General features: G+C 59.6%; 14 protein-coding genes and 1 tRNA gene. 3 read left to right on the top strand and 12 right to left on the bottom strand.

The genetic code is table 11. The annotated features are described in order from the left end of the window. Window positions 1-165: 165 nt before the first annotated feature. From DHN10_RS13085 to DHN10_RS13055, 7 genes are read right to left on the bottom strand one after another with little or no spacing between them, the layout of a single operon-like run. Complete coding sequence (locus tag DHN10_RS13085) at window positions 166-1,095, bottom strand: AEC family transporter (RefSeq protein ID WP_108815797.1); 930 nt, start codon at window positions 1,093-1,095, stop codon at window positions 166-168. A 10-nt stretch (window positions 1,096-1,105) separates the two neighbouring features. Further along, window positions 1,106-1,909 carry an MBL fold metallo-hydrolase gene (locus DHN10_RS13080; protein WP_108815796.1) on the bottom strand — a complete coding sequence of 268 codons (804 nt, stop codon included), beginning with the start codon at window positions 1,907-1,909 and terminating at the stop codon, window positions 1,106-1,108. Continuing rightward, window positions 1,906-2,694 (bottom strand): TatD family hydrolase, encoded by a 789-nt coding sequence (locus tag DHN10_RS13075; RefSeq protein ID WP_108815795.1) that lies wholly within the window; start codon window positions 2,692-2,694, stop codon window positions 1,906-1,908. The genes DHN10_RS13080 and DHN10_RS13075 overlap by 4 nt, the downstream gene beginning before the upstream one ends. 10 nt (window positions 2,695-2,704) lie before the next feature. After that, complete coding sequence (locus tag DHN10_RS13070; protein WP_108815794.1) at window positions 2,705-3,811, bottom strand: DNA polymerase III subunit delta'; 1,107 nt, start codon at window positions 3,809-3,811, stop codon at window positions 2,705-2,707. Next, window positions 3,808-4,416, bottom strand: a complete 609-nt coding sequence (tmk, locus tag DHN10_RS13065; protein WP_108815793.1) for a dTMP kinase — start codon at window positions 4,414-4,416, stop codon at window positions 3,808-3,810. Before tmk ends, DHN10_RS13070 begins: the two co-directional genes overlap by 4 nt. Continuing rightward, window positions 4,413-5,579: a D-alanyl-D-alanine carboxypeptidase family protein gene (locus DHN10_RS13060; RefSeq protein ID WP_234417146.1), complete on the bottom strand. Its 1,167-nt coding sequence runs from the start codon at window positions 5,577-5,579 to the stop codon at window positions 4,413-4,415. Before DHN10_RS13060 ends, tmk begins: the two co-directional genes overlap by 4 nt. Before the next feature lie 38 nt (window positions 5,580-5,617). Next, complete coding sequence (locus tag DHN10_RS13055) at window positions 5,618-6,646, bottom strand: SPOR domain-containing protein (RefSeq protein ID WP_234417127.1); 1,029 nt, start codon at window positions 6,644-6,646, stop codon at window positions 5,618-5,620. Window positions 6,647-6,869: 223 nt separating this feature from the next. Here DHN10_RS13055 and DHN10_RS13050 point away from each other — a divergent pair. Then, window positions 6,870-6,959 (top strand) — tRNA-Ser (locus DHN10_RS13050). Window positions 6,960-7,023: 64 nt separating this feature from the next. Here DHN10_RS13050 and DHN10_RS13045 read toward each other — a convergent pair. Continuing rightward, window positions 7,024-12,657, bottom strand: coding sequence for a VWA domain-containing protein (locus tag DHN10_RS13045; protein WP_159086997.1), 5,634 nt, complete (start codon window positions 12,655-12,657; stop codon window positions 7,024-7,026). Beyond that, a complete protein-coding gene (locus tag DHN10_RS13040) occupies window positions 12,657-14,948 on the bottom strand; it encodes a hypothetical protein (RefSeq protein ID WP_159086996.1) in 2,292 nt (763 codons plus the stop codon). Before DHN10_RS13040 ends, DHN10_RS13045 begins: the two co-directional genes overlap by 1 nt. A 202-nt stretch (window positions 14,949-15,150) precedes the next feature. On the opposite strand from DHN10_RS13040, the gene DHN10_RS13035 reads away from it, so the two are divergent. Both DHN10_RS13035 and DHN10_RS13030 read left to right on the top strand, forming a co-directional pair. Continuing rightward, entirely contained in the window at window positions 15,151-16,686 is a 1,536-nt protein-coding gene (locus tag DHN10_RS13035) for an acyl--CoA ligase (RefSeq protein ID WP_108815789.1), read from the top strand. Then, a complete protein-coding gene (locus DHN10_RS13030; protein WP_108815788.1) occupies window positions 16,683-17,660 on the top strand; it encodes a 2-dehydropantoate 2-reductase in 978 nt (325 codons plus the stop codon). Before DHN10_RS13035 ends, DHN10_RS13030 begins: the two co-directional genes overlap by 4 nt. 34 nt (window positions 17,661-17,694) lie before the next feature. On the opposite strand, the gene DHN10_RS13025 is transcribed toward DHN10_RS13030, so the two are convergent. Genes DHN10_RS13025 through DHN10_RS13015 form a run of 3 tightly spaced genes read right to left on the bottom strand, consistent with a single transcriptional unit; the run spans window position 17,695 to window position 20,784 of the window. Next, complete coding sequence (locus tag DHN10_RS13025) at window positions 17,695-19,215, bottom strand: tripartite tricarboxylate transporter permease (RefSeq protein ID WP_108815787.1); 1,521 nt, start codon at window positions 19,213-19,215, stop codon at window positions 17,695-17,697. A gap of 35 nt (window positions 19,216-19,250) precedes the next feature. Then, on the bottom strand, window positions 19,251-19,754 hold the full coding sequence (locus DHN10_RS13020; RefSeq protein WP_108815786.1) for a tripartite tricarboxylate transporter TctB family protein: 504 nt from the start codon (window positions 19,752-19,754) through the stop codon (window positions 19,251-19,253). A 58-nt stretch (window positions 19,755-19,812) separates the two neighbouring features. After that, complete coding sequence (locus DHN10_RS13015) at window positions 19,813-20,784, bottom strand: Bug family tripartite tricarboxylate transporter substrate binding protein (RefSeq protein ID WP_108815785.1); 972 nt, start codon at window positions 20,782-20,784, stop codon at window positions 19,813-19,815. Window positions 20,785-20,859: the final 75 nt, after the last annotated feature.

The following is a 20,859-nucleotide window of genomic DNA, read 5'->3' as shown; positions in this document are numbered from 1 at the left end:
CAGTGTCAAAACAGTTTCCTTCCCAGGTTATCGTCGTATTCTCTTAGAATGCATATGAGAATTATTCGCAACTGTAAATCGCATGACTTAGATAACAATTGGTCTATGCAATGCAGCAGACCATCTGCGGGCCGTCCAGAACAAACGCAGCAAGATGAAAAGGGTCTAAGGCAGCACCGCCAGCCATAGCCAGACAGTGAGGATCGACAACCCCGTCGCCATTAAAACTGACGATGCGGCGACCCGCCGCGCCTTGCCGTACATATTGGCAAAAACATAAGCGTTGATCCCCGGTGCCATCGCCGCCGTGAGGATCGCAGAGCGCAGGGCGGTGTCTGACAGGTCGTTCGCCTTGGCCAGTCCCCAGACCAGCAATGGTTGCAAGATCAAGGACACGGCCACGACAAACATGATCGTACGCATATCTCCTTCGGGGCGATAGCGATAAAGCACGCCGCCCAATCCAAACAGTGCCGCAGGCAAGGCCGCCCGCACCATCAGATCAAGCGCATCAGTCAAGACCACGGGCATCGGAATGCCACCAAGATTAACCACAAACCCAAGGCTGATCCCGACGATCAGCGCGTTATGGAACATCGCGTTCAGCACTTTGCCGGGCAGCGTTGCGATGTTGCCACCGCGATTGCGCACAATCTCCATCGCGGTGATGCCAACCGCATAGCAAAACGGCGAATGGATCGCGATAATGGCATAGTTGGCCTCTAACGCGCTAACGCCATAGGCGCGCTCGGTGATCGGCAGGCCCAGCAGCAGAGAGTTGGCAAAAAGGCAGCAAAAACCGATTGCAACGCTGTCTTCCCAATCGCGCCCAAAGATGTACCGCGCGCCCAGCAGGCCCACAACAAAGCAAGCAAAAGCCGCCGTATAGTAACTCCCCATCAAGGCCAGATCAAAGTTCTGCCCCAGATCAAGCGTGGAAATCGCCCGAAACAGCAGGCAGGGGATTGCAAAGCCTTGGGTGAATTTCATCAGCCCATCAACGCCCGCGTCGCTGAAGTACCCTTTCCAGACAGCCAAATAGCCAAATCCGATCACAAAGAAGACCGGCAGAATGACATCGATGAGGGCGGTCATTCGCGACTCCTTAAGGCAGATCGATCGTGATCGTCATACCGTCATAGGCGGGGCGGATATGGTCGGGGGTTTCTGCGGCGACGGTCGCATAGTCCAGATCATTGTGCATATTCGTCAGCACGGCCTGACGGGGTGCCGCGCGGTTGATCCATTCCAGCGTATTGGCCAGATGCGAATGTGTTGGATGCGGCTCGCGGCGCAGCGCGTCAACAATCCATGTGTCCAACCCCTGCAGCTTGTCCCAAGCCGCATCGGGGATCGTGGAAACATCCGGCAGGTAGGCCACATCACCGATACGGAACCCCAAGGCGTCGATGTTGCCGTGTTCGACCTCAAACGGTTGCAGCACGATATCGCCCCCTGCCCCGCTGACGGTGATATCGCCCTTGATCGTGTTCAGATCACAGATCGGTGGATAGTTTGATCCTTTGGGCTGCACAAAGGCGTAGCCAAAGCGCCCCAGCAGATCATTGGTCGTATCGCCATCCGCCCAGACCTGCAGGCGCGCGCGCATGTTGAAAACAATCATGCGCAGATCGTCGATGCCATGCACGTGATCGGCGTGACCATGGGTATAGACCACCGCATCAAGCGTACCGACATCGGCCGCCAGCAGTTGCGCGCGCATATCTGGGGTGGTGTCGATCAAAACGCGGGTGATCTGATCGCCAGATGTTCGCGTCACAAGAAGCGAGCAGCGCTGCCGGTGGTTTTTCGGGTTGGTTGGATCGCACGCCCCCCAAAGCCCGCCCAGACGCGGCACGCCCCCCGATGAACCGCAACCAAGAATGCGAAAGCTGATCTGGTCGGTCATTGCGCCGCCTTCCAGAACAGCCGGTCGAAATTCGCCGTCGTCTGTGTGGCGAAATCTTCATAGGACAGACCAAACACCTCTGCACCCACCTTGGCGGTATGGGCGGTATATGCGGGCTCATTGCGTTTACCCCGATAGGGCGGCGGGGCCAAATAGGGGCTGTCAGTTTCGACCAGCACACGATCGACCGGCGCCTTGGCAAAGATATCGCGCAGCTCCTGACTTTTGGGAAAGGCTGCGATGCCCGACATAGACAAATAGAACCCCATCTCCAGCGCAGCCTCGGCCAAAGCGGCACTGCTTGAGAAGCAATGCATCACGCAAGTATAGGCGCCTTTGTCGAATTCCTCTCGCAGGATGCGGGCCATATCATCGTCCGCTGCACGGGCATGGATGATCAGTGGGAGTTTGGTTTCGCGTGCCGCAGCAATATGAACGCGCAGCGATTGTTGCTGAATATCGGCACTTTCGGCGGTGTAGTGATAATCTAGGCCAGTCTCACCGATGCCAACGAATTTTGGATGATCTGCTAGTGCGATCAATTCTTCAACGGTGGCCAGAGGTTCGTCTGCCGCGCTCATCGGGTGGGTGCCTGCGGCATAGAACACCGGCGCATAGGTCTCTGCGATGGCGCGGACCTGTGGTTCCAACCGCAGCCTTGTGCAGATTGTCACCATGCGGCTGACCCCAGCCTCTAGCGCGCGCGCAATCACATCATCGCGTTCTGCGTCAAAGTCCGGGAAATCCAGATGGCAGTGACTGTCTACGATTGTGGCTTGGGTCATGACGCGGCTTTCAGGCTACGGCTGTACCTTGCGCCGTCTCTTCAATCTTGAAAACCATATCAAGGATGAGCGCCGCAGGGTCAAGGTTCACCGCACGGCCATGGCGCGACCGGTCCGTTAAATCCTGTTGTACCTGCGCCCAGCGGCGGGCGGCACGATCATCCGGTGCGATCCGGGTCAGCAGGCGCGCTTCACCCGGTGCGCCCTGCGCTGTTGGTTCGCCCATCAGCCCGGCACGGGCCGCGCGGGACAAAAACAGATCAATCAAATCCAGCGTTAGCCCAAAGCGCACGTCAGCGCCCCGCCCGGCACAGCTTTCGGCCAGTCGCAGGGCGGCGGGCCTGTCAATATGCGGCAGACCTTCGAAGGTTTTGATCAGCTCTGCATAAAGCACCAGACCATCGTGATTAAGCAACCGGATCGCATCCCCCGCCGATCCCCCCGCCAAAGTGGCAAGGCTTTCGGTCTGATCCGACGGATGCCCCGCCTGCACAAGCGCCTTTTGCAGAGCGTCCGGCGACAACCGCGCACAGCGCAATTCGCGGCACCGCGACCGGATCGTGGGCAGCAGACGTGACGGTTGATGCGAAATCAGCAGGATGGTTGTGTTTGCTGGCGGCTCTTCCAGTTCTTTGAGGATGGCATTCGCGGCGTTGCGGTTCAGCTCATCCGCGGCATCCACAATCACCACGCGCCGCCCACCATCAGCTGCGGACATATGAAAGAACGACTTGAGCCGACGCACCGCATCCACGGTGATATCGGCACGCAGTTTTTTGGTTTGTTCATTCCATGGGCGCCGAATAATGGACAGACGCGGATGCGCGCCCGCATGGACAAGCCGTGCGTCAGGATGTTCAGGGTCAACCGCAAGGGTTAGATCACCGAAAAGCCCCGCCTCTTGATCCGCCAAGAGAAACGTCGCGATTTTCCACGCAAGGGTTGCCTTGCCTACGCCGCGCGGCCCGGTGATCAGCCAGCCCGAATGCAGCCGCCCGGCCCCAAACGCATCCAGAAAATCTGCCTGCGCCTTGTCCTGACCAAACAGCACAGGTGTTTCGCGCGGATGCGGCGCACCTGCGATCCGGTCCGGCTCTGGGATATCGTCGTCGCTCATGCGTAGGCCGCGATTTCGCTGGCGATCTGATCGGCGGTGCGGTTGCCATCAATCAGCACGCAGCGGTCGGTGTTGGCATGCGCCAGTGCAAGGAACCCGTGGCGCAGCGTTTCCTGAAACGCGAGGCCAAAGTCCTCGAAGCGATCCTCGCCTGACTTACGGGCCAAGCCACGCTCTAGCGCAGTGGCAGGGTCCATATCGATGATGAACGTCAAATCAGGCTCGCGCCCGATCATCAGGCTATGCAGTTTGTCCACCATCTCGCGCAGGTCACCGCGTGTGGCACCCTGATAGATCCGCGTGCTATCGGCAAAGCGGTCCGAGACCACGGTTTTATCCAGCGCCAGCGCCGGCTGAATGGTCTTTTCCAGATGATCACGGCGCGCGGCGGTAAAGAGCAAAATCTCGGTTTCTGCGGACCAGCGATCGGTATCGCCTGTCAGCAGAAGCTGGCGAATTTCTTCGGCACCGGGGCTGCCGCCTGGCTCTCGGGTCAAAACGACATCGCCACCCTGCCCGCGCAGATGGTCAGCGAACCGGCGTGCCTGGGTCGATTTACCGGAACCGTCGATCCCCTCAAATGTAATAAAGCGTGGCTTGCTCATGCCTCTTCTGGCACCTCGTTCCCGCTACCGGGGCCAAACTTTTCCCACAACACAAGGGCAGCTGTGCGCAAACGGGTGGCAAAACCACCGCGCGCCACGTCAGCGTCCGCCACCAGCGGAATACGCTTTTCTGGCAGGTCGTTGAGAGTGATCACCAGTTCGCCAAGGGGCTGACCTGCCGTGATCGGTGCCTCGATGGGACCTTCAAAAACAACGTCTGCGTCGATCTCTCCTTGATTCAGGATCGGCACCAGCAGGGACAAGTCCTCGGCCACTGTCAAACCGACCGTCGGCATTTCCCCCATCCAAACGTCAGCCGTGGCGATCTGCGTGCCCGCTGCAACAACGTCTTTTTCTGCAAACTGACGAAAGGACCAGTTGATGATCTTAGCACTTTCTTCTGATCTGGCCTCTGAACTGTCCAGCCCGGTGATCACAAAGATCACCCTGCGATCACCCTGTTTGGCCGAACCAACCAGACCATAACCCGCCTCTTGCGTATGCCCGGTCTTGAGCCCATCAGCACCCAGCCCCATGGTCAGAATGGGATTGCGGTTGCTGGAATTGGAAGGCACGCGGCCATCAAAGGCAAATTCGGTTTCGGCAAAAAGCGGATAGAATGTCGGGAAGTCGCTGATCAGACGGTCGGCCAGAATGCCCAAATCCTCCATCGACATGCGATGTCCGACAGCGGGCCAGCCGTTGGAATTAGCAAAGGTCGAATTCATCATGCCCATCTGGCGGGCGCGTTCGGTCATCATGCGGGCAAAACCGGCCTCACTGCCATCAGGTGACAAGGCTTCGGCCAGCACCGCACTGGCATCATTGCCCGACAGCACGATCACGCCGCGCAGCAAATCCTCGACCGTGACGCGGTCGGTGGTGTCCAGAAACATCGAAGACCCGCCATAGCCCGCAGCGTGTGAGGATACGGTGAGTTCTTCGTCGATGACCAAGCGGCCATCGGCCACAGCCTCAAACGCCATATAGATTGTCATCAGCTTTGACATCGACGCAGGCGGCAAAGGCTCCTGCGCGTTCTTGGACAACAAAACGGTGCCTGTTGTCTGATCAAAGATGTAGGCGGCCTGGGCCGCGGTCTCAAACGCGGATGCGGTGATCGGGGCGATCATCACACAAAGCGTCAGAACCGCGCGGCGCATGTATCCGACAAACATGACGTTTTCCTTTCGGTGCAGGGTTATTCTTCGGCGGCGTCGTCACCATCATCATCAACGATGAATGCATCGACAAAACCCATGGCTTTGAGTTGCGACACCGCGCTGTCATCTGCCAAAGGACCGGCGACGACACGCCAGACGGTGCGCCCGCCCACTTCTTGGGCAAAGACATTGGCGGGGATACCCGCATCGATAATCTGCTTGGCCGCAGCACCGGCGTTGGCCTCGACACTGTAGATGCCAACCTGCGCAATCGTACCGGGTGGCAAGGGTTCTGGTGGGGCCGCAATAACGGCAGAGACATCCACGGCCTCATCAACCTCTTCCGCCGCTTCAGCTGTGTCAGAGATCACATCGGCCGTCTCGGCAGCAATCGCAGCACCTGCGGTCGCGGCAGCGGCGGCACCGGCTTCAACGGCATTGGACGCAGCCGCGCCAGCTGGCGGCAGGACAACGGCGACTGGCGCATCATCTTCAGCGCTTTCCTCAGATGCAGGTTCAACCGGGTCAAGCGCTTCGGATTCTACGGCAACTGGGGCGGCAAGGCTGGCCACGACTGGGTTTTCCTGTGGTGTTGCTTCGACTTCGACCTCTTCACGGCGCAAGGCAACAACGCTTAACTCGGTCGGCGCGCCCGCCAGAATACCAAGTTCTTCGGCGGCATCCGAGGACACCTGCAACAACGGACCAGGATTTTCACGCTCGCGGCGGAACAAGGCGCCCACAATTTCACGCCCATTTTCGGTGTTCACGATCATCACACGTTCGGGATCTTGCGCATCGGGATGCGCGACCCAGACCCCGCCCAAGGACGGGCGACCATCCCAAAGGCCACGGTCTGTCACCTCAAAGATATCGGGGCGTTCCACATCGCGTTCTGACTGAACAGTCTGGTTGGGCGCATTGGCTGGCAGCGGCTCTGACGCGTCTTCCCCGGCCGTCGGCAAGGCAAATCCGCCATTTTCATCGCAAGCTGCCAGTCCCATCGCCGCAATCAACGCCATGGACATACGCCACCGCGAAGCGTTCATAAACACTGTGCCCGTCATATCTCGCCCCTATATTGCGCCCCGGTTTGCGGGGAAAATCAGCTGTTTTTCAGCCGTCTTTGTTGTCGCTCACCGCCTGCGGATACTGAGAATTCGCAGGATTGCAGAGACGATAGCGCCCGATGGCCTGATTTGAAAGAGTCTAGCGCATTTTGTCGGCGGATTTCCCCAAAGCATGAACCTGCTTTTCGAATCAGAAACGAGGCGCTAACAGGGCGTTGTCGGAGGAGTGGCAGAGTGGTTGAATGCACCGGTCTTGAAAACCGACGTAGGTGAAAGTCTACCGTGGGTTCGAATCCCACCTCCTCCGCCAGCATTCACGATCAGGTGTTTGTTGCCAGCGCGATGCGCAAATCATCGTATCCCAACGATAGATCCTAGTTCGCCGACAACCCACTGACCGGGTCATAGATCAGCTGCAAGTTGTCCCCCGGTGCCAAGCGCCGGGTCAGGCCGTCACCTGCTGCAATGCTTTCTGGTAAAATCTCGATCTGGCCTGCGGGCACGGTCAGCATTTCGCCGGGGACAAGAGTCCCCAACGCCTCTACGTTGCCATCCACATAGCGGCGCTGCAGCGCAAAGGCGGGCGTCAAGGCGCGGTCCACTGCGGCGTCAAGAGCTGCGGAATCGCGGGCCTCAAAGTAGGTCCCGCCACCGGCCCTTGCCCAATCCGCGAATGTGGCGGCGAGTGCGGCGTCATCAATGGCAAAACCCACGATATTCACTCGCACATCGAAACCACTGGCGCGGATGGCCGCGATGGCCGCCTGAGGGTCGCCGTCGCAGGTTTCTTCGCCATCGGTGACAAGGACAATGACGCGCGGCTCTCCGGCGTCTGCCAAATCACTGGCCGCAGCCGTCAGGCTGTCCGCAATCGCCGTGCGTGCGTTGTTGATCGCAGGCACATCAAGAATCGCGCGGCGTGCGGCGCTGCGATCCAAAGGACCCAGCGGCGTGCGCAATTCGCTCAGGCAGGCGTCCGCCTCCAGTCCGAACGCACGGAAGGCAAAGGGAATGCCGTCCGGCAGCGTGTCCGTCACCAGCCTTGAGAGCGCCTCGTGGGCCACTGTAATCCGGCGTTGCCCATCCAGCCGTTGCAGCATGGAACCAGAGGCATCGAGGATTACTTCCACAGCGCCCGACGGGGCTGGTGCGGCACCCTCGTCCAGCTCTGCCAGCGTGATTGTGATGGTTGCCTCGCCTGCGGGTTCTTCGTAGGGCAGCAGTGTCAGGGTCATGTCATAGGATTTGGGCGCCCGAAAAAGCGCCGCCGCCATATCAAGCCCATCGGCAAGCCCCACCGCCCCAACAACCCGCTGAAAACGGCCCCGGTTGAGGTTGGCCCAATCCATCATGATTGCTGCATTCTGCCGACTGTCACTGTCGATTGACAGTGCTACGACACGTGGTCTGGCGCGCAACAGATTTGGCCAAAGGCTCAGATCCGGGCCGCTTTCGGCATCGGTGATGATCACAACACCGCGCGCGCCGTCCCGCCTGGCCAAAGCATCAGCCGCATAGGACAAAGCCGGTTCCGCAGAGCTGGAGCCGGTCGTCACAAGGTCGCGAAGTGCCGGTGCGACGTCTTCGGGCGTCTCTGCCCAGTCATCAAGGATGAATGCGGGTTCATTGGCGAAGGGCAAAAGTTGCAGCACGTCACGCCCCGGTACAAGCGATTCCGACCACAGCCGCACCGCAGCCAGCGTTCGTGGAATATAAGAGGCCACGCTGCCGGATGTATCCCAGGCGATCACAACAGATCGCGGTGGTTCATAGACCCGCAGGTGGTACTGGCCCGGCCCCACAAGCGTCGTCATGCGCGTGGATGTGTCCATCTCGGTCTTTTCCAACGGCAATAGGGCCCCGTCGGCGCCCATAAGTTCGACTGCGACCTCCAGCGGGACGGTTTGGAAGTCGACATGCACCTCTTGAACGGGGCCATCGGGTACGGTCAGGCGCCACCAGTCTTCATTACGTTCCAAAAGTACGGAGGATGTGACCCCACCCCCCTGTTGCAGCTCAACCGCGCTGTCCCGATCCGCCCCGCCTGATGGTGCAACCGCAACCACCGCCCCTGCCCCATTTGCAGCCTCGAACGCGGCTTCGGGTCGATCGTCTTCCCAAAGCCCAACAACCGAAGCGCCGGGCGCTTCAATGATCTCTAGCGCGTCTGGCCCGCTGGGTTTTGTATCGGACGGCAACAAAAAGGAGACGCGCACATAGCGCGCCCATGCTGGTGTATCGAGACGCAACTCGCTGCGCTCTTCACCGATAGCAGGTGGCACCAAGGCGCCGATTTGGACCCAAGGACCGGCGGGGCCTGTCAGGCTGGCTTCGACAATTGCTGTATCCGGGCGCGCTGTATCGATCGGATTTCCAATCCAGACCACACGCTCTACCAATGCGGCGCGGTTTTGGTGAAAGCCGATCACGGCGCGGTAGTTTTCGTTGCGTGTCTGCCAACCGGCGTTGCGTGCATCCGCGTCGGCCTGCAACAAGGAAATGTTCCAGTTTCCGCCTTGGTTAAGCGTGCTGTAGATGACGTGCCCGCCCAGATCGGGGTCAGCCGCATTCACCGCAGGCCAGCCGTCGGGATGCGTGCCCGGCACGCCAATGGCCTGAAGCTCTTGCAACGCAACCCTGTTGCACCTGTCGGTGGGGCAATTGGGGAATCGAAACCTGACATAGCTGGCCCCGAGAGGTGCTGCAAAGATGGCGTATTGCGGTGTCATCGCGCGGTGCAATTCACCTGTCGCGCCGCGGGTCCAGGATATCCCGTCGTCAGAGACGTAAACCTCGTAAACTGTCGGGAAATTCAGCGGGTTGGCCGTGCTGCGCAAGTGGATCATCGCCCCGGCGACCTCTGCCGGACCGGGTAGCGCAAAGGTCAGATCACGCGCGATATCACGAACCCCGGCATGGGGTGCTATGCCATCGTGCAGGTGCGCGCGCCCGTCCGCATCGCGCGCCGACACCTCTTTCCCTTCAGCCTCAACCAGCCTTGCGCCAAGCCCGTAATGCAACAGATTCAACCCGCCGCGCAGTGCCTGCGGTGCATCAAAATAGACTAAAGCACCCTGTGTCGGAGCGTCTGTGGCCACATCAATTCCAAGAACCCCTGTCGCAAAACGTGACCCGGATGTGGCTGTCAGCGTGACACTCGGAGGCACCACCGGGCTGAGCCAGGGCGGTGCGGTCAGTTCCAGCATCGCGCTCCCGGTTGCACCGGGACCAAGTTCCAATGTGTCAGGTGACGTCATGACGTCCCAGCCTTGGCCCGCCGCATCGCCCGACACTGTGAAGGTCATCGCCGCATCGCTTGAATTGATCAGCTTTGCCGACACGCTCAGACGCTGCCCGGCCTGCGCATAGGCAGCCACCGGTGGCGGCGTGTCAAACGTGATCGCAAGCGGCAGGTCACCGGACGGCAACGTGGCAGGCGGCACCAACGCCAGCAGCGCATCCAGCGACGGCGCCGTGCCCAACAGGCCGGGGCTGCCTTCTGGCAAAGCCGGTGCCGCATCGGGCGGTGTCGTCAACGCTGCCAGATCGCCCAGATCGGCAAGGCGTGGCAGATCGTCCATGCCCAACATGGCACAGCGCCACGCCGCCTCTTCTCCCTCAGCCAAGGACGCCCGCATTTCGACCCCCGATGCAGGACCGGCCCGAAAGGCCACAAAGGGGGCAATCGCCGCATGATCCAGCAGTGTCAGATCACGCGGACGTAAGCCGCGCGCAGCCAGCGCATCCCCGTTTCCATCGAAACAGGCAACAACCCCATAAGCCCTTTCTGACAGGTCAAAAGCGATGAACTGGCGCGAGGTCTCAGCCGTCAACGTGCCACTAAGGTGCGCACCAGAGCGCAGTGTGATTTCTTCTGCGGCAGAGGCGGCGGTTGCCGTGGGCAGCGCGTCCGGCCCTGGCGGGAAACGCACGCCGCAGGCATAGTCACGGTCCTGTTTGTCACCTGTCACCACAATGCGCACAGCACCACCGTTGTCAGCGGTAGGGTCTGTGATGCTCATGTTGCTGCGCGGGCTTTCGATCTTGCGGCCGCCGGACCATGGCCAAAGGCTCCACCCTGCCCCATCACAAGTGATGAACGCCGCGCGTGACGTCGCGGGCAGGCGCACAAGGAAATGATCCTCTGCATCGAAGGCCCCGACCTGCCCGGTCACATCACCATCAAGCGGCACAAGCTGTGCTGTAGCGGGGGTATCATCGGGCCGCATGCCAGACACTTCAGGGGTGCGGTCAACCGACACGCGATACGTCCCACGGGTCAGATTGGACCGCGCCCTGAGTTGGATGAACCAGTCACCAGCAGGCAGCTTGCCTTGAAAATGGTAAGGACCGCCGCCAGCCACAAAGTCGCGGTTCTGTCCCCAGCGGGCATTACCCAGCGACAGCTGTGCGTCCATCGGTCCGTCGCCTGCAGGGGTAATGCTGATTTCAACCGGCGTTTCCGCACCCAGCCGAAACTGAAAAAGATCAACATCTTCACTGCCGGAAAATGCGCCCGTGAACGCCTCACCAAAACGCAGCAGTTGGGCGTTGACGGGGGTGTTGTTGGGCTCTGCCTCATGGGTGGCGGGCCGTTCACCTAGGTCCAGCACACGGAACGCATAATCGGCATTGCCCCGTATCTCGACCGCATAATCGCCCGGCGCAAGCGCTAGCGCATCCGCGATGGCCCGCCCATCGACGGCGGAAACATCAGTGATCACACCAGTTGGTCCGGTGAGGATCAAACGTTCTGCATTCAATGCAAACACCCGCCAAAGCCGATTGGGGGCTTCAACGGCAAATGACACAAAGTCGATATCATCTGACGCGACCGCGCCCCGCAAGGTACCTGCCTCTGACAGTGCTGTTGCGGCTGTGATATGGTCGTTCGGCTCAGCCTCGCGCCCAGCGTCTGCTGCGTTGGTTGGCGCAAAGGTCAGCGTATAGCCAATCGCACCATCGTTGGGATTATCCCCGGCAAGTTCCAGTATGTATTCGCCCGCCTCCAGATGAACTGGCGTCGGTGGCAGCGCGCCTCTGACCGAGGTGCGCCGCAATACAGGTACATTTTGCCCGTCAATCTTTTGTTCGAGAACAACAGCATAATCCGCCCAAAGCGCATCAGTTGCGACGCCAAGCGTCAGATCGCGCGCTGCGGGCAATGTGAACTGCATCCGGTCACGATCATTGCCAAGCAACAAAAGCCCTTGGAACGGGCGATCAACATCCAGCAGGTTGGGTGCACTGCGGTTTGGTTCGGTTTCATCAAGGGGCACACCGAAGGGTGCGATGCGGATCAGCGTCAGCGGGTCTGGCTGCCCTTCGGGGATCTTGGCACGCAGGTTCAGGCGTGTGTCTTTGTCTGGATCAAAAGGTGCAATAAATCGGGTGATGCCGGACCCATCAACATCAGATCGAAACTCTGCCCGAGGTTCTGCCCATGTCTCGACCCGTGCGGGGCTGTCAGGATCAGTGATTTGCAGGCGCAAATCTCCGGCATGGGCAATCAGGTAATCTCCGGTTCCCAGCAAGCTATCCTTGTCCGGTGTTGGTATCGGCGCACCAAAGGTTTCAAGCTGGGTCAGTGTCAGGGTGGCCGGTCCGGTGGCGTTGATGCTGAGAAGATAGGGCCATCCCTGGGCCAACAGAAACGGCCCGATCTGGGGCCCGCCATAGGCGTTGGCGGCTTCAACAATCACCCGCTCGGACGTTTCGCCATCAAAGCGCCCACTTGCATTGGGAAATGTCGACATCCGAATGGCACCGGGGCCATCAATCGACAAGCTGTAAAGCCCGGTCGCATCCGGTTCGATCCAGAAAAACTGTCCCGTGGCCGGGGCGACATCGATCGGGGTGTCACCCACGTTCAGGACAGGGCTTTGCTCTAATATCGCGGCAGTGCGCGCCATTTCGGCCAACTGCTCATCCGTCTGGGCAGACACCGCTGTGAACTGCGCAAAAACGAACAAACAGGCGACAAGAAACCCACGAACCAAAGCAGGCATCAGCATGGCCCCTGATAAGGGTTCCATCCAGTCCCTGACATGCCCGCACCGGCGGCCAAACCGACCCAGCCAGAGGCCGCAGCCCCTAGGCGCGTGAAGGTCTCCAGCCCTTTGCCTACCACCCCCCAGATACTGAAACCCACTGCGCCCCAGGCGACATTGGCGGCAAGACAGCAGGCCGCGTCGCCGCCCGCCTGCGTGCAACTGATCGACCCATAGACCACAAATGTTTTGGTGATCACTGCGTCCAACACGACGATGTACTCGGCGGATTCGCCGCCATTGCCCAGCCCATCAACACCAATCGCAGCGCCGGTTACGCCGTCCACCCGCCACCATGCCGGGCCGTCTTCGGCATAGGCAAGGATCTGACCACGGTCGATCTCGGCTGCCATTGCATCTGCGACCGTCGGGGCATCCTCGGGTAACGCCGATTTGGCGGTCACCGGGCGCAGGTTCGTCGCAGCCGTGAGCGCGTCCCAGCTGCCTGCTGTGTCCGCTGCGGGTTGCCCGATATTGACGGCAATTGCGTCGGCCATCACACGCTCGGCCAAGGTTTCTGCCACGCCAGCGGCAAGGGCGGCCACAGGGCGCGGTGCGCCATCAGGGCCGATCGCGCGGCGTCCCGTCATCAGGATGTCAATGGCAGAGCGTTGCACCAGATCCGTGTCGGTTTGGTGATAGGTTTGGCTGGTGATCAGAACACCGGGCGCACCCCGGTAGGTCCACCCGTCGTGCAAAGCGGCACCTGCCTCTGCCGCGGTATCAAAAAGCGCTGTCATCATCGCCTGCATTGCCGGGTTCGACACACCCAATCCACCAAACTGATCATCCCCGGCAGCCACAGCAGGCGCCATATCGCGCAGCCTGTCGATCTGTCGGTAAAGCAATTCGGCCTGCCCGATACCTCCGGTCTGGATCATCACCATCCACTGGCCCAGCATGGCTGTCTCGGCGGGGGTTGCATACATCGGGGCGAAAACCTGACCTTCGGCGCGCAGACCCGCTCCGATCCGGTCAACCAATGGTCGGCGGATGATCTGCCGCTCTGCGCCCGGTGCTTGCACCGTGACCACAGCCCACAGACCGATAACTTCGCGCAAGGGGGTGTTTGGCGGCAGGTCACTCTCATCTTCATCTGCACCCAGCGAACTAAGCACCCCGCCCGCCTCGGACAGTTTTCCGGCACTGGACGCGACAACCGACGCCATACCGTTGCTGAGCAAGACATTATCGGATGACGCCGTCAGCCCGTCGGCGGTAAAGGCCACGCCACGCGGGGCCAGTTCTCCGTTCAACAGCGGGAAATGGAACGTCGTGTCTGGCAGCGCCCCTGCCACAGTTTCCGCATCGCCAATCACGCCATCGGGCAAGATGGTCAGGACAATCGGGCGGCGGGCAAGTGTATGTGTGTCCATCTGCAACTCATCCATCAAAGGCAGAAGCGTGAGCTTGTCGCCTTCGCGGATTTCGAGTTCAAATTTCACACGCACGTTATGTGTCAATTCCTCGGGCAGTGGCGCGGCAACGAACATGTCTGGCGCGATGGCTGTTTCTGGCTGGAAGGCAGTATGCAGATCCTGCCATTCCTGCGTTCCGAAAAGGCGGGTCTGCACCCAGAAGTAATCACGCGCTTCTGCCATCAAGGTTGCTTGCAGGGCCGTGCCGTCTGGCAGTGCTTCGCCAAGGGCGGCGGCAATCCTGTCAGTCTCGACCGCTATCGCATTGGGCAATGGGTCGGTTGGTGGGTCGCCGTTCAAAATTCCACGCAGCCCGGAGAGCAAACCCGGCTCGCCCGCGGCCTCTTCCAATTGTGTGATTGCAAGATCGCCTGCTGCGTCTGATGCAAATATTGCCCCCCGGCTGACCGGCGTTGCAGCGGCCAGAAGTTGCACCGCTAGATTATCATCAAGCTGCGCGCGGGCGATGCGGGCCTCTTGGCCAGCGTCGATCAGCAGACTGTGCAGCAAAAGCGCCTGATCCAGACTGTTGCCGGCCCCTGCCCGCAATGTCCCCTCGGCGCCACGCAAGGCACCTGCATAGATATGCGTGGCAATCAGCGTATCGACCCGGTCGGCAATCAGGTCCGGCGTCTCAAGTGCGAGGTCAAATGCCAGCGCTTCGCGGTCGAACTGTTCATGGTGGATCACATCGCGCAGCGCGGTTGCGGCCTCCATATAGGTGGCAAAACTATCCTGCGCGGGCGTCTGGGCCGCAACGGGGGCCGCAGATATGGCAACAAGCGCAGGTGCAATCAATTTCCAGAACTTAAATCGAATGAGAGAAATCATCGTGTTCTCCTTACAATATCGAAAGGCTAGCATGATTCCTTTCGCTTCGCTATTTCGCGAAATCCGGTTCAAAGCCTGCCCATACTCCGGCGCCAGCGTCGCATTCCTCCAGACAACTCCAAGCGCAATATCATGCCAGTATCCGTTGCAAGCAGATGCATGTGCGCTATGGTTGTGTAGATCATTTGACTGGAGAAATTTTGTGTCAGACACGCTAAAAAGCCTACTTCACAGCCACGTCGAAACCGCCCCCGCAATCGGAGCACCCGATCGCGACTGGATGAGCTATGGTGACTTGCGCAATCTCGCCGATACTGTTGCCGCGTCATTGCATGGTGCAGGCATCGGGCGCGGGGATCGTGTGGCCATTGTTCTGCCCAACGGACCAGAGATGGCTGCGGCCTTTATTACCATCGCGCAGGCCGCCGTAACCGCCCCGCTGAACCCCGCCTACCGCGCGGATGAATTCGCTTTTTATATCGACGATCTAAAAGCCAAGGCCGTTGTCCTGATGGCAGGCGACGAAGGTCCGGCCTATGCCGCCGCCCAAAAACTAGGTGTGACGATCCTGCGTCTAACCGTCGACGCAGGCGCGCCCGCAGCACATTTCACCCTACACACCGATGCCACCGGCACCTGCGATCAAAGCGCGCCTGACGCAAGCGATGTTGCCTTGATCCTGCACACATCCGGCACCACGTCCCGGCCTAAGATTGTGCCGCTGCTGCAATCCAATGTCGCGGCGTCGGCCCATAACATCGCGCATTCGCTTGCGCTGACGTCTGACGATCGCTGCATGAACGTCATGCCTTTGTTTCACATCCATGGGTTGCTGGCCGCTGTCTCTGCCACTTTGGCAACCGGTGGGCAGGTCTGGTGCGCGCCGGGCTTTGACGCGCTGCGCTTTTTCGGCTGGCTGCGTGATGCGGACCCCACGTGGTACACCGCTGTGCCGACGATGCATCAGGCGATCCTGTCGCGGGCCCCGCGCAATGCGGACATTATCGAAGCCGCTCGGTTACGCTTTCTGCGCTCTTCCTCGGCCTCTTTGCCCGGCCCCGTTATGGAAAAACTGTTTGAGACCTTCGGCGCCCCTGTCGTCGAAGGCTACGGCATGACCGAAGCCGCCCACCAGATGTGTTCAAACCCGTTGAAACCCGGCACACAGAAACCCGGTGCTGTGGGCCTGCCCGCGGGCCCCGAAGTGCGCATCGCACATGAGGTTGAACCCACGCTCACTGAGGGCGGCGTCGGAGAGGTTGTGATCTGCGGTCCCAACGTCACGCCGGGCTATGAAGGCAACCCTGACGCCAACGCCAAGAACTTCTTTGAGGCGGACGGCAAACGCTGGTTCCGCACCGGCGATCAGGGCACATTTGACAGTGACGGCTACCTGACATTGACCGGTCGCCTGAAGGAAATCATCAACCGTGGCGGTGAAAAAGTTAGCCCGCTTGAGGTCGATGGTGTGCTGTCCGCGCACCCGGCGATTGCGCAGGTTGTCACCTTTGCATTGCCGCATCCCAAGCTGGGCGAAGAGGTTGCCGCAGCCGTGGTCTTGCGTGAAGGCGAGGATATCAGCGACCGCGACGTGCGCGACTTTGCGTCAGAGCGGCTGGCTGATTTCAAGGTACCGCGCAAGGTGATCATCCTTGAGGAAATTCCCAAAGGGGCCACAGGCAAACTGCAACGGATCGGGTTGGCCGAAAAGCTGGGCCTTGTGGATACGCCATCATGAAGATCTGTATTTTTGGCGCCGGGGCCATTGGCGGCTATATGGGGGCGAAACTGGCCAAGGCCGGGGCAGACGTCAGCCTTGTGGCGCGCGGCCCGCATTTGGCCGCGATGCGCGACAACGGCCTGACCCTGATCGAGGATGGCGTGTCTGAAACGCTGCCTGTCACTGTGTCCGACAACGCCGCCGATTTGGGGCCGCAGGACTATGTCATTGTGACGCTCAAGGCGCATTCGGTGCCGCCGGTAGTTGACAAGATGCAGCCGCTGATCGGCGACGAGACAACCATCGTATCCGGTGTGAACGGCGTGCCATGGTGGTATTTCCACAAGATGGACGGTGATCTGGAAGGCACGCGCCTTGCCAGTGTTGATCCGGGTAACGTCCAATGGGACGGCTTTGGGCCGGATAATGTGCTGGGGTGTGTGGTCTACCCCGCCGCAGAAGTCAGCGAACCGGGTGTGATCAAACATATCGAAGGCAATCGGTTTTCGCTGGGCGAGCCCTCGGGCGAGAAATCCGAGCGCGCCTTGCGCCTGTCCAAAGCGCTAAGTGCGGCGGGCCTCAAAGCACCCGTGCGGCCAAAAATCCGCGATGAGATTTGGGTCAAACTTTGGGGGAACCTGTCGTTCAACCCGATCTCGGCCCTGACCCATGCAACGCTGGATGTGCTGTGTACCGAACCCGGCACACGAGAGGTTGCGCGCAACATGATGCTTGAGGCGCAGACCATTGCGGAAAAGCTGGGAGTGAAGTTCCCCATCGATGTGGATCGCCGCATTCAGGGTGGTGCCGACGTGGGCGCGCATCGCACGTCAATGCTGCAAGACCTTGACGCCAACCGTCCGATGGAAATCGACGCGCTTGTAGGGTCCGTGCAAGAACTGGGGCGGGTCACCCAAACGCCCACCCCCACCATCGATACGGTGCTGGCGTTGGTCCAATTGCGCGGCAAGGTGGCTGGTCTTTACAGCTAACCCGGAGGTGTTGCGATAACTTACAAAGCCCGCGTTACGACGCGGGGTTTTTGCTTTTGGCTGGACTGCGACGCAGGAACTTTAGCGCGGGCAGGAAGATCAGGATCAAGGCGACAACTGTGATTGGCCCCGCCACAGGGCGGGTGAAGAAAATCGATGGATCGCCTGACGAGAGCAGCAATGACTGGCGCAGTGTCGGCTCTGCAATGGGTCCCAGCACGATGGCCAGCACGGCGGGTGCCAGCGGATAGTCAAACTTCCGCATGAAGAACGCGCCAATGCCAAAGACCACCATCAGCCAGATATCAAACATATCGCGGGTCGCGGCATAGCCGCCAGCGATGGACAGCACAAAGATCATGGGCGCGAGGATGGTGAAGGGCATCCGCAACATCCAGATGAACACCGGAATGAACGCAAGGTTGATCAGCACCGCTGCCACGTTGGAAATGTAAAACGACCCGATCAGGCCCCAGACAAACTGTTCCTCGTCCACAAACAAGCGCGGACCGGGTACTAGGCCCCAAATCACCATGCCTCCCAGCAGGATCGCTGTGGTGGGCGAACCGGGAATACCCAACGTCAGCATCGGCAACATGGACCCGGTCGAGGCAGAGTTGTTGGCGGCCTCAGGTGCGGCAACGCCATCAACCGCCCCTTTGCCAAATTCTTCTGGATTGCGCGACACAATCTTCGCAACGCCATAAGACATCAACGACCCCGGTGTCGCCCCTGCCGCAGGCAAGATACCAACAAAAAATCCCAGCAATGAGCCGATAGCAGTGCCTTTCCAACCGCGCTTTGTGGCTTCCTTTGCGTCTGCGGCTACCCCTTTCATTGTCATCTTGGGTGTCGTCGCGGTCACATCACCGCGGGTCTGGTCGATGGTCCAGAGCATCTCTCCGATGCCGTAGACGCCAATAGCCAGCACAAGAAATCCGATCCCTTGCAGAAAACCGTTGTAATCGAACAAGACAAGGCGCGGCGCGCCGGAAATCTGATCAAACCCAACGGCACCCAGCACAAGGCCAAAGCAGATGGAAAAGATGGTTTTTGGAATATCATCACCACCAAGACCCACAAAGGTGGCAAAGGCCAGCAACATCAGGGCAAAGACCTCTGGCGGGCCAAAGGATAGGGCCACGCTCGCCAGCAAAGGCGCAAATAGCGTGAACAGGATATTGGCAACAGTGCCCCCCACAAATGAGGCCAAGGCGGCCGTCACAAGTGCAAGGCTGGCGCGGCCTTGCTTGGCCAGTGGTCTGCCGTCAAAGGTTGTGGCCACCGCCGTTGATGCGCCAGGAATACCCAGCGTAATCGAGGACACAGCGCCGCCGTACATGGCCCCGTAATAGATCGCGGCGAGGAAGATAATTGCAGAACTCGGCGGCACCAGAAATGTCACCGGTAGCAGGATCGCCACACCATTCACCGAACCCAGGCCGGGCATCGCCCCGATGAACAGGCCCAGCGTCACCCCGATAATGATCATCATCAGGTTCAGCGGTTGAAGCGACACCAACATGCCATCAGCAAGCAGGAGAAGGACGTCCATATCAGGGGCCTCTTTCGCGGCGGTGTGTCATGGCGTCAGTAGATGATGTCATAGAGCACGTTGAACACAGGGTCAGTGAATGGCAGGCCGGATGGCATGGTGATCTGCATCGCGCCTTCAAAGAAGAAGAACAGCGCGATGGGTGTGACCAATGAAATCGTCAGGCTCAATAACAGGCCGTGCCGCCCCAGAAACCACAGGTAGTAGAACAGGAACACGGCAATGCCACCGTACATCGAAATGATGCTGATCAACGCCACAAAGCCGATGATGCCCCCACCAACAAAGATCAATGATCTCCAGCCGTGACTGTCTAGCACCGGCTCTTCAGAGCGCGAAGCCGGTGTTCTGCCCCGCCACCAGTTGAAGGCGGTGCAAAAGCAGCAGATCAGCATGATTGCAGACAGCCAGAACGGCCAAGCGCCCCCGCCCGGACCTGTTCCAGAGATGTACCCGATGGGCAGCTCGGAGCTTTTCCACATCAGGTACAGGGACAGAAGGGCCAGAAAACCCGCAGTTAATAGTTCGCCTACGCGCATCTGGCCTCCCTGAGGATCAGGGCCCGTCTGTCCGGGCCCGTGTCACATTTGCCTTGGGTTATTCGCCCAATGCCGCCAGAAGGTTCTGGTGGTTTTCGACCTGAAGCGCCCAATAGTCGCGCTGTTCCGACGCATCCATCCAAAGCGGTGAAAGGCTCTCAGAGGTTAGATACCCCTGCCACTCGTCGCTTTGATAGATGGTTGTGAACAGGTCCTGATAATAGGCAGCCGCTTCGTCAGACATGCCCGGCGCGCCAACAACGGCCCGCTGGTTGTAGTAAGAGAAGTCGTGACCCATTTCCTTGATCGTTGGCACGTCAGGATAGGCTGGCATACGCTCGTCCGAGAAGGCCAGAAGCGGGACGAAATCACCAGCTTCATAAAATCCTTTGGCCTCGGCGGGGTTGTTCACCGTTGCCATGATTTGCTGACCAGCAAGGTCTTTGGCCACAGCACCACCGCCATCATAGGGGATATATTTGATATCAAGGTCATAGGCGCCGGACATATAGGCGATGACGATGCTGTCTTCCTGACCGGCACCGGTGCCGCCCATGACGAATTCACCGTCCATCTCCTGGACCTTGGCGACGTAGTCGTCAAACGTCGTGATGCCGCTGTCCTTATGCACCCAAAGCACAAATGGATCGACGCCCATCATCGCAACCGGTGTGAATGTCTGGATATCAATCCCAAGGTTTTCCTGACGCAGCGGTGTCGTAAAGAAGGAATTGAGTGTCACCAGAATGGTGTGATCGGGGTCGTTGGCCGTGTTGACGTGGATCAGCGCCTCGGCACCGGAACCGCCACCTTTGTTGTTGGGCACCAGCGGGCGTGTCGTCAGATCCTGTTGCTCTGCAACGGCCTGAATGAACCGTGCAATCTGATCAGCACCACCACCGGCACCCGCCATGATCACAAAATCGATCGGCTTGCGAGGTTCCCAGTCCTGAGCGAAGGCTTGAATTGGCGCGGTTGCGAGCATCGTTGCTCCAACAAAACCAAAAAGCGTGCGTTTTGACATCTTCATTGAATGCTATCTCCCTATTTCGACAATCTATGTTGGGCCGTCGGCGTAGGCACAACTCCCAACTGCAATTTTAAA

Source organism: Loktanella sp. Alg231-35 (assembly GCF_900143545.1).
Taxonomy (GTDB): domain Bacteria; phylum Pseudomonadota; class Alphaproteobacteria; order Rhodobacterales; family Rhodobacteraceae; genus Yoonia.
This window is presented reverse-complemented; position numbering and strand designations above follow the sequence as displayed.

Excerpts from the sequence above, each read along its gene's own strand:
- DHN10_RS13085 (WP_108815797.1), bottom strand. The coding sequence starts at position 1,095 with ATGACCGCCCTCATCGATGTCATTCTGCCGGTCTTCTTTGTGATCGGA.
- DHN10_RS13080 (WP_108815796.1), bottom strand. The coding sequence starts at position 1,909 with ATGACCGACCAGATCAGCTTTCGCATTCTTGGTTGCGGTTCATCGGGG.
- DHN10_RS13075 (WP_108815795.1), bottom strand. The coding sequence starts at position 2,694 with ATGACCCAAGCCACAATCGTAGACAGTCACTGCCATCTGGATTTCCCG.
- DHN10_RS13070 (WP_108815794.1), bottom strand. The coding sequence starts at position 3,811 with ATGAGCGACGACGATATCCCAGAGCCGGACCGGATCGCAGGTGCGCCG.
- tmk (WP_108815793.1), bottom strand. The coding sequence starts at position 4,416 with ATGAGCAAGCCACGCTTTATTACATTTGAGGGGATCGACGGTTCCGGT.
- DHN10_RS13060 (WP_234417146.1), bottom strand. The coding sequence starts at position 5,579 with ATGCGCCGCGCGGTTCTGACGCTTTGTGTGATGATCGCCCCGATCACC.
- DHN10_RS13055 (WP_234417127.1), bottom strand. The coding sequence starts at position 6,646 with ATGACGGGCACAGTGTTTATGAACGCTTCGCGGTGGCGTATGTCCATG.
- DHN10_RS13045 (WP_159086997.1), bottom strand. The coding sequence starts at position 12,657 with ATGCCTGCTTTGGTTCGTGGGTTTCTTGTCGCCTGTTTGTTCGTTTTT.
- DHN10_RS13040 (WP_159086996.1), bottom strand. The coding sequence starts at position 14,948 with ATGATTTCTCTCATTCGATTTAAGTTCTGGAAATTGATTGCACCTGCG.
- DHN10_RS13030 (WP_108815788.1), top strand. The coding sequence starts at position 16,683 with ATGAAGATCTGTATTTTTGGCGCCGGGGCCATTGGCGGCTATATGGGG.
- DHN10_RS13025 (WP_108815787.1), bottom strand. The coding sequence starts at position 19,215 with ATGGACGTCCTTCTCCTGCTTGCTGATGGCATGTTGGTGTCGCTTCAA.
- DHN10_RS13020 (WP_108815786.1), bottom strand. The coding sequence starts at position 19,754 with ATGCGCGTAGGCGAACTATTAACTGCGGGTTTTCTGGCCCTTCTGTCC.
- DHN10_RS13015 (WP_108815785.1), bottom strand. The coding sequence starts at position 20,784 with ATGAAGATGTCAAAACGCACGCTTTTTGGTTTTGTTGGAGCAACGATG.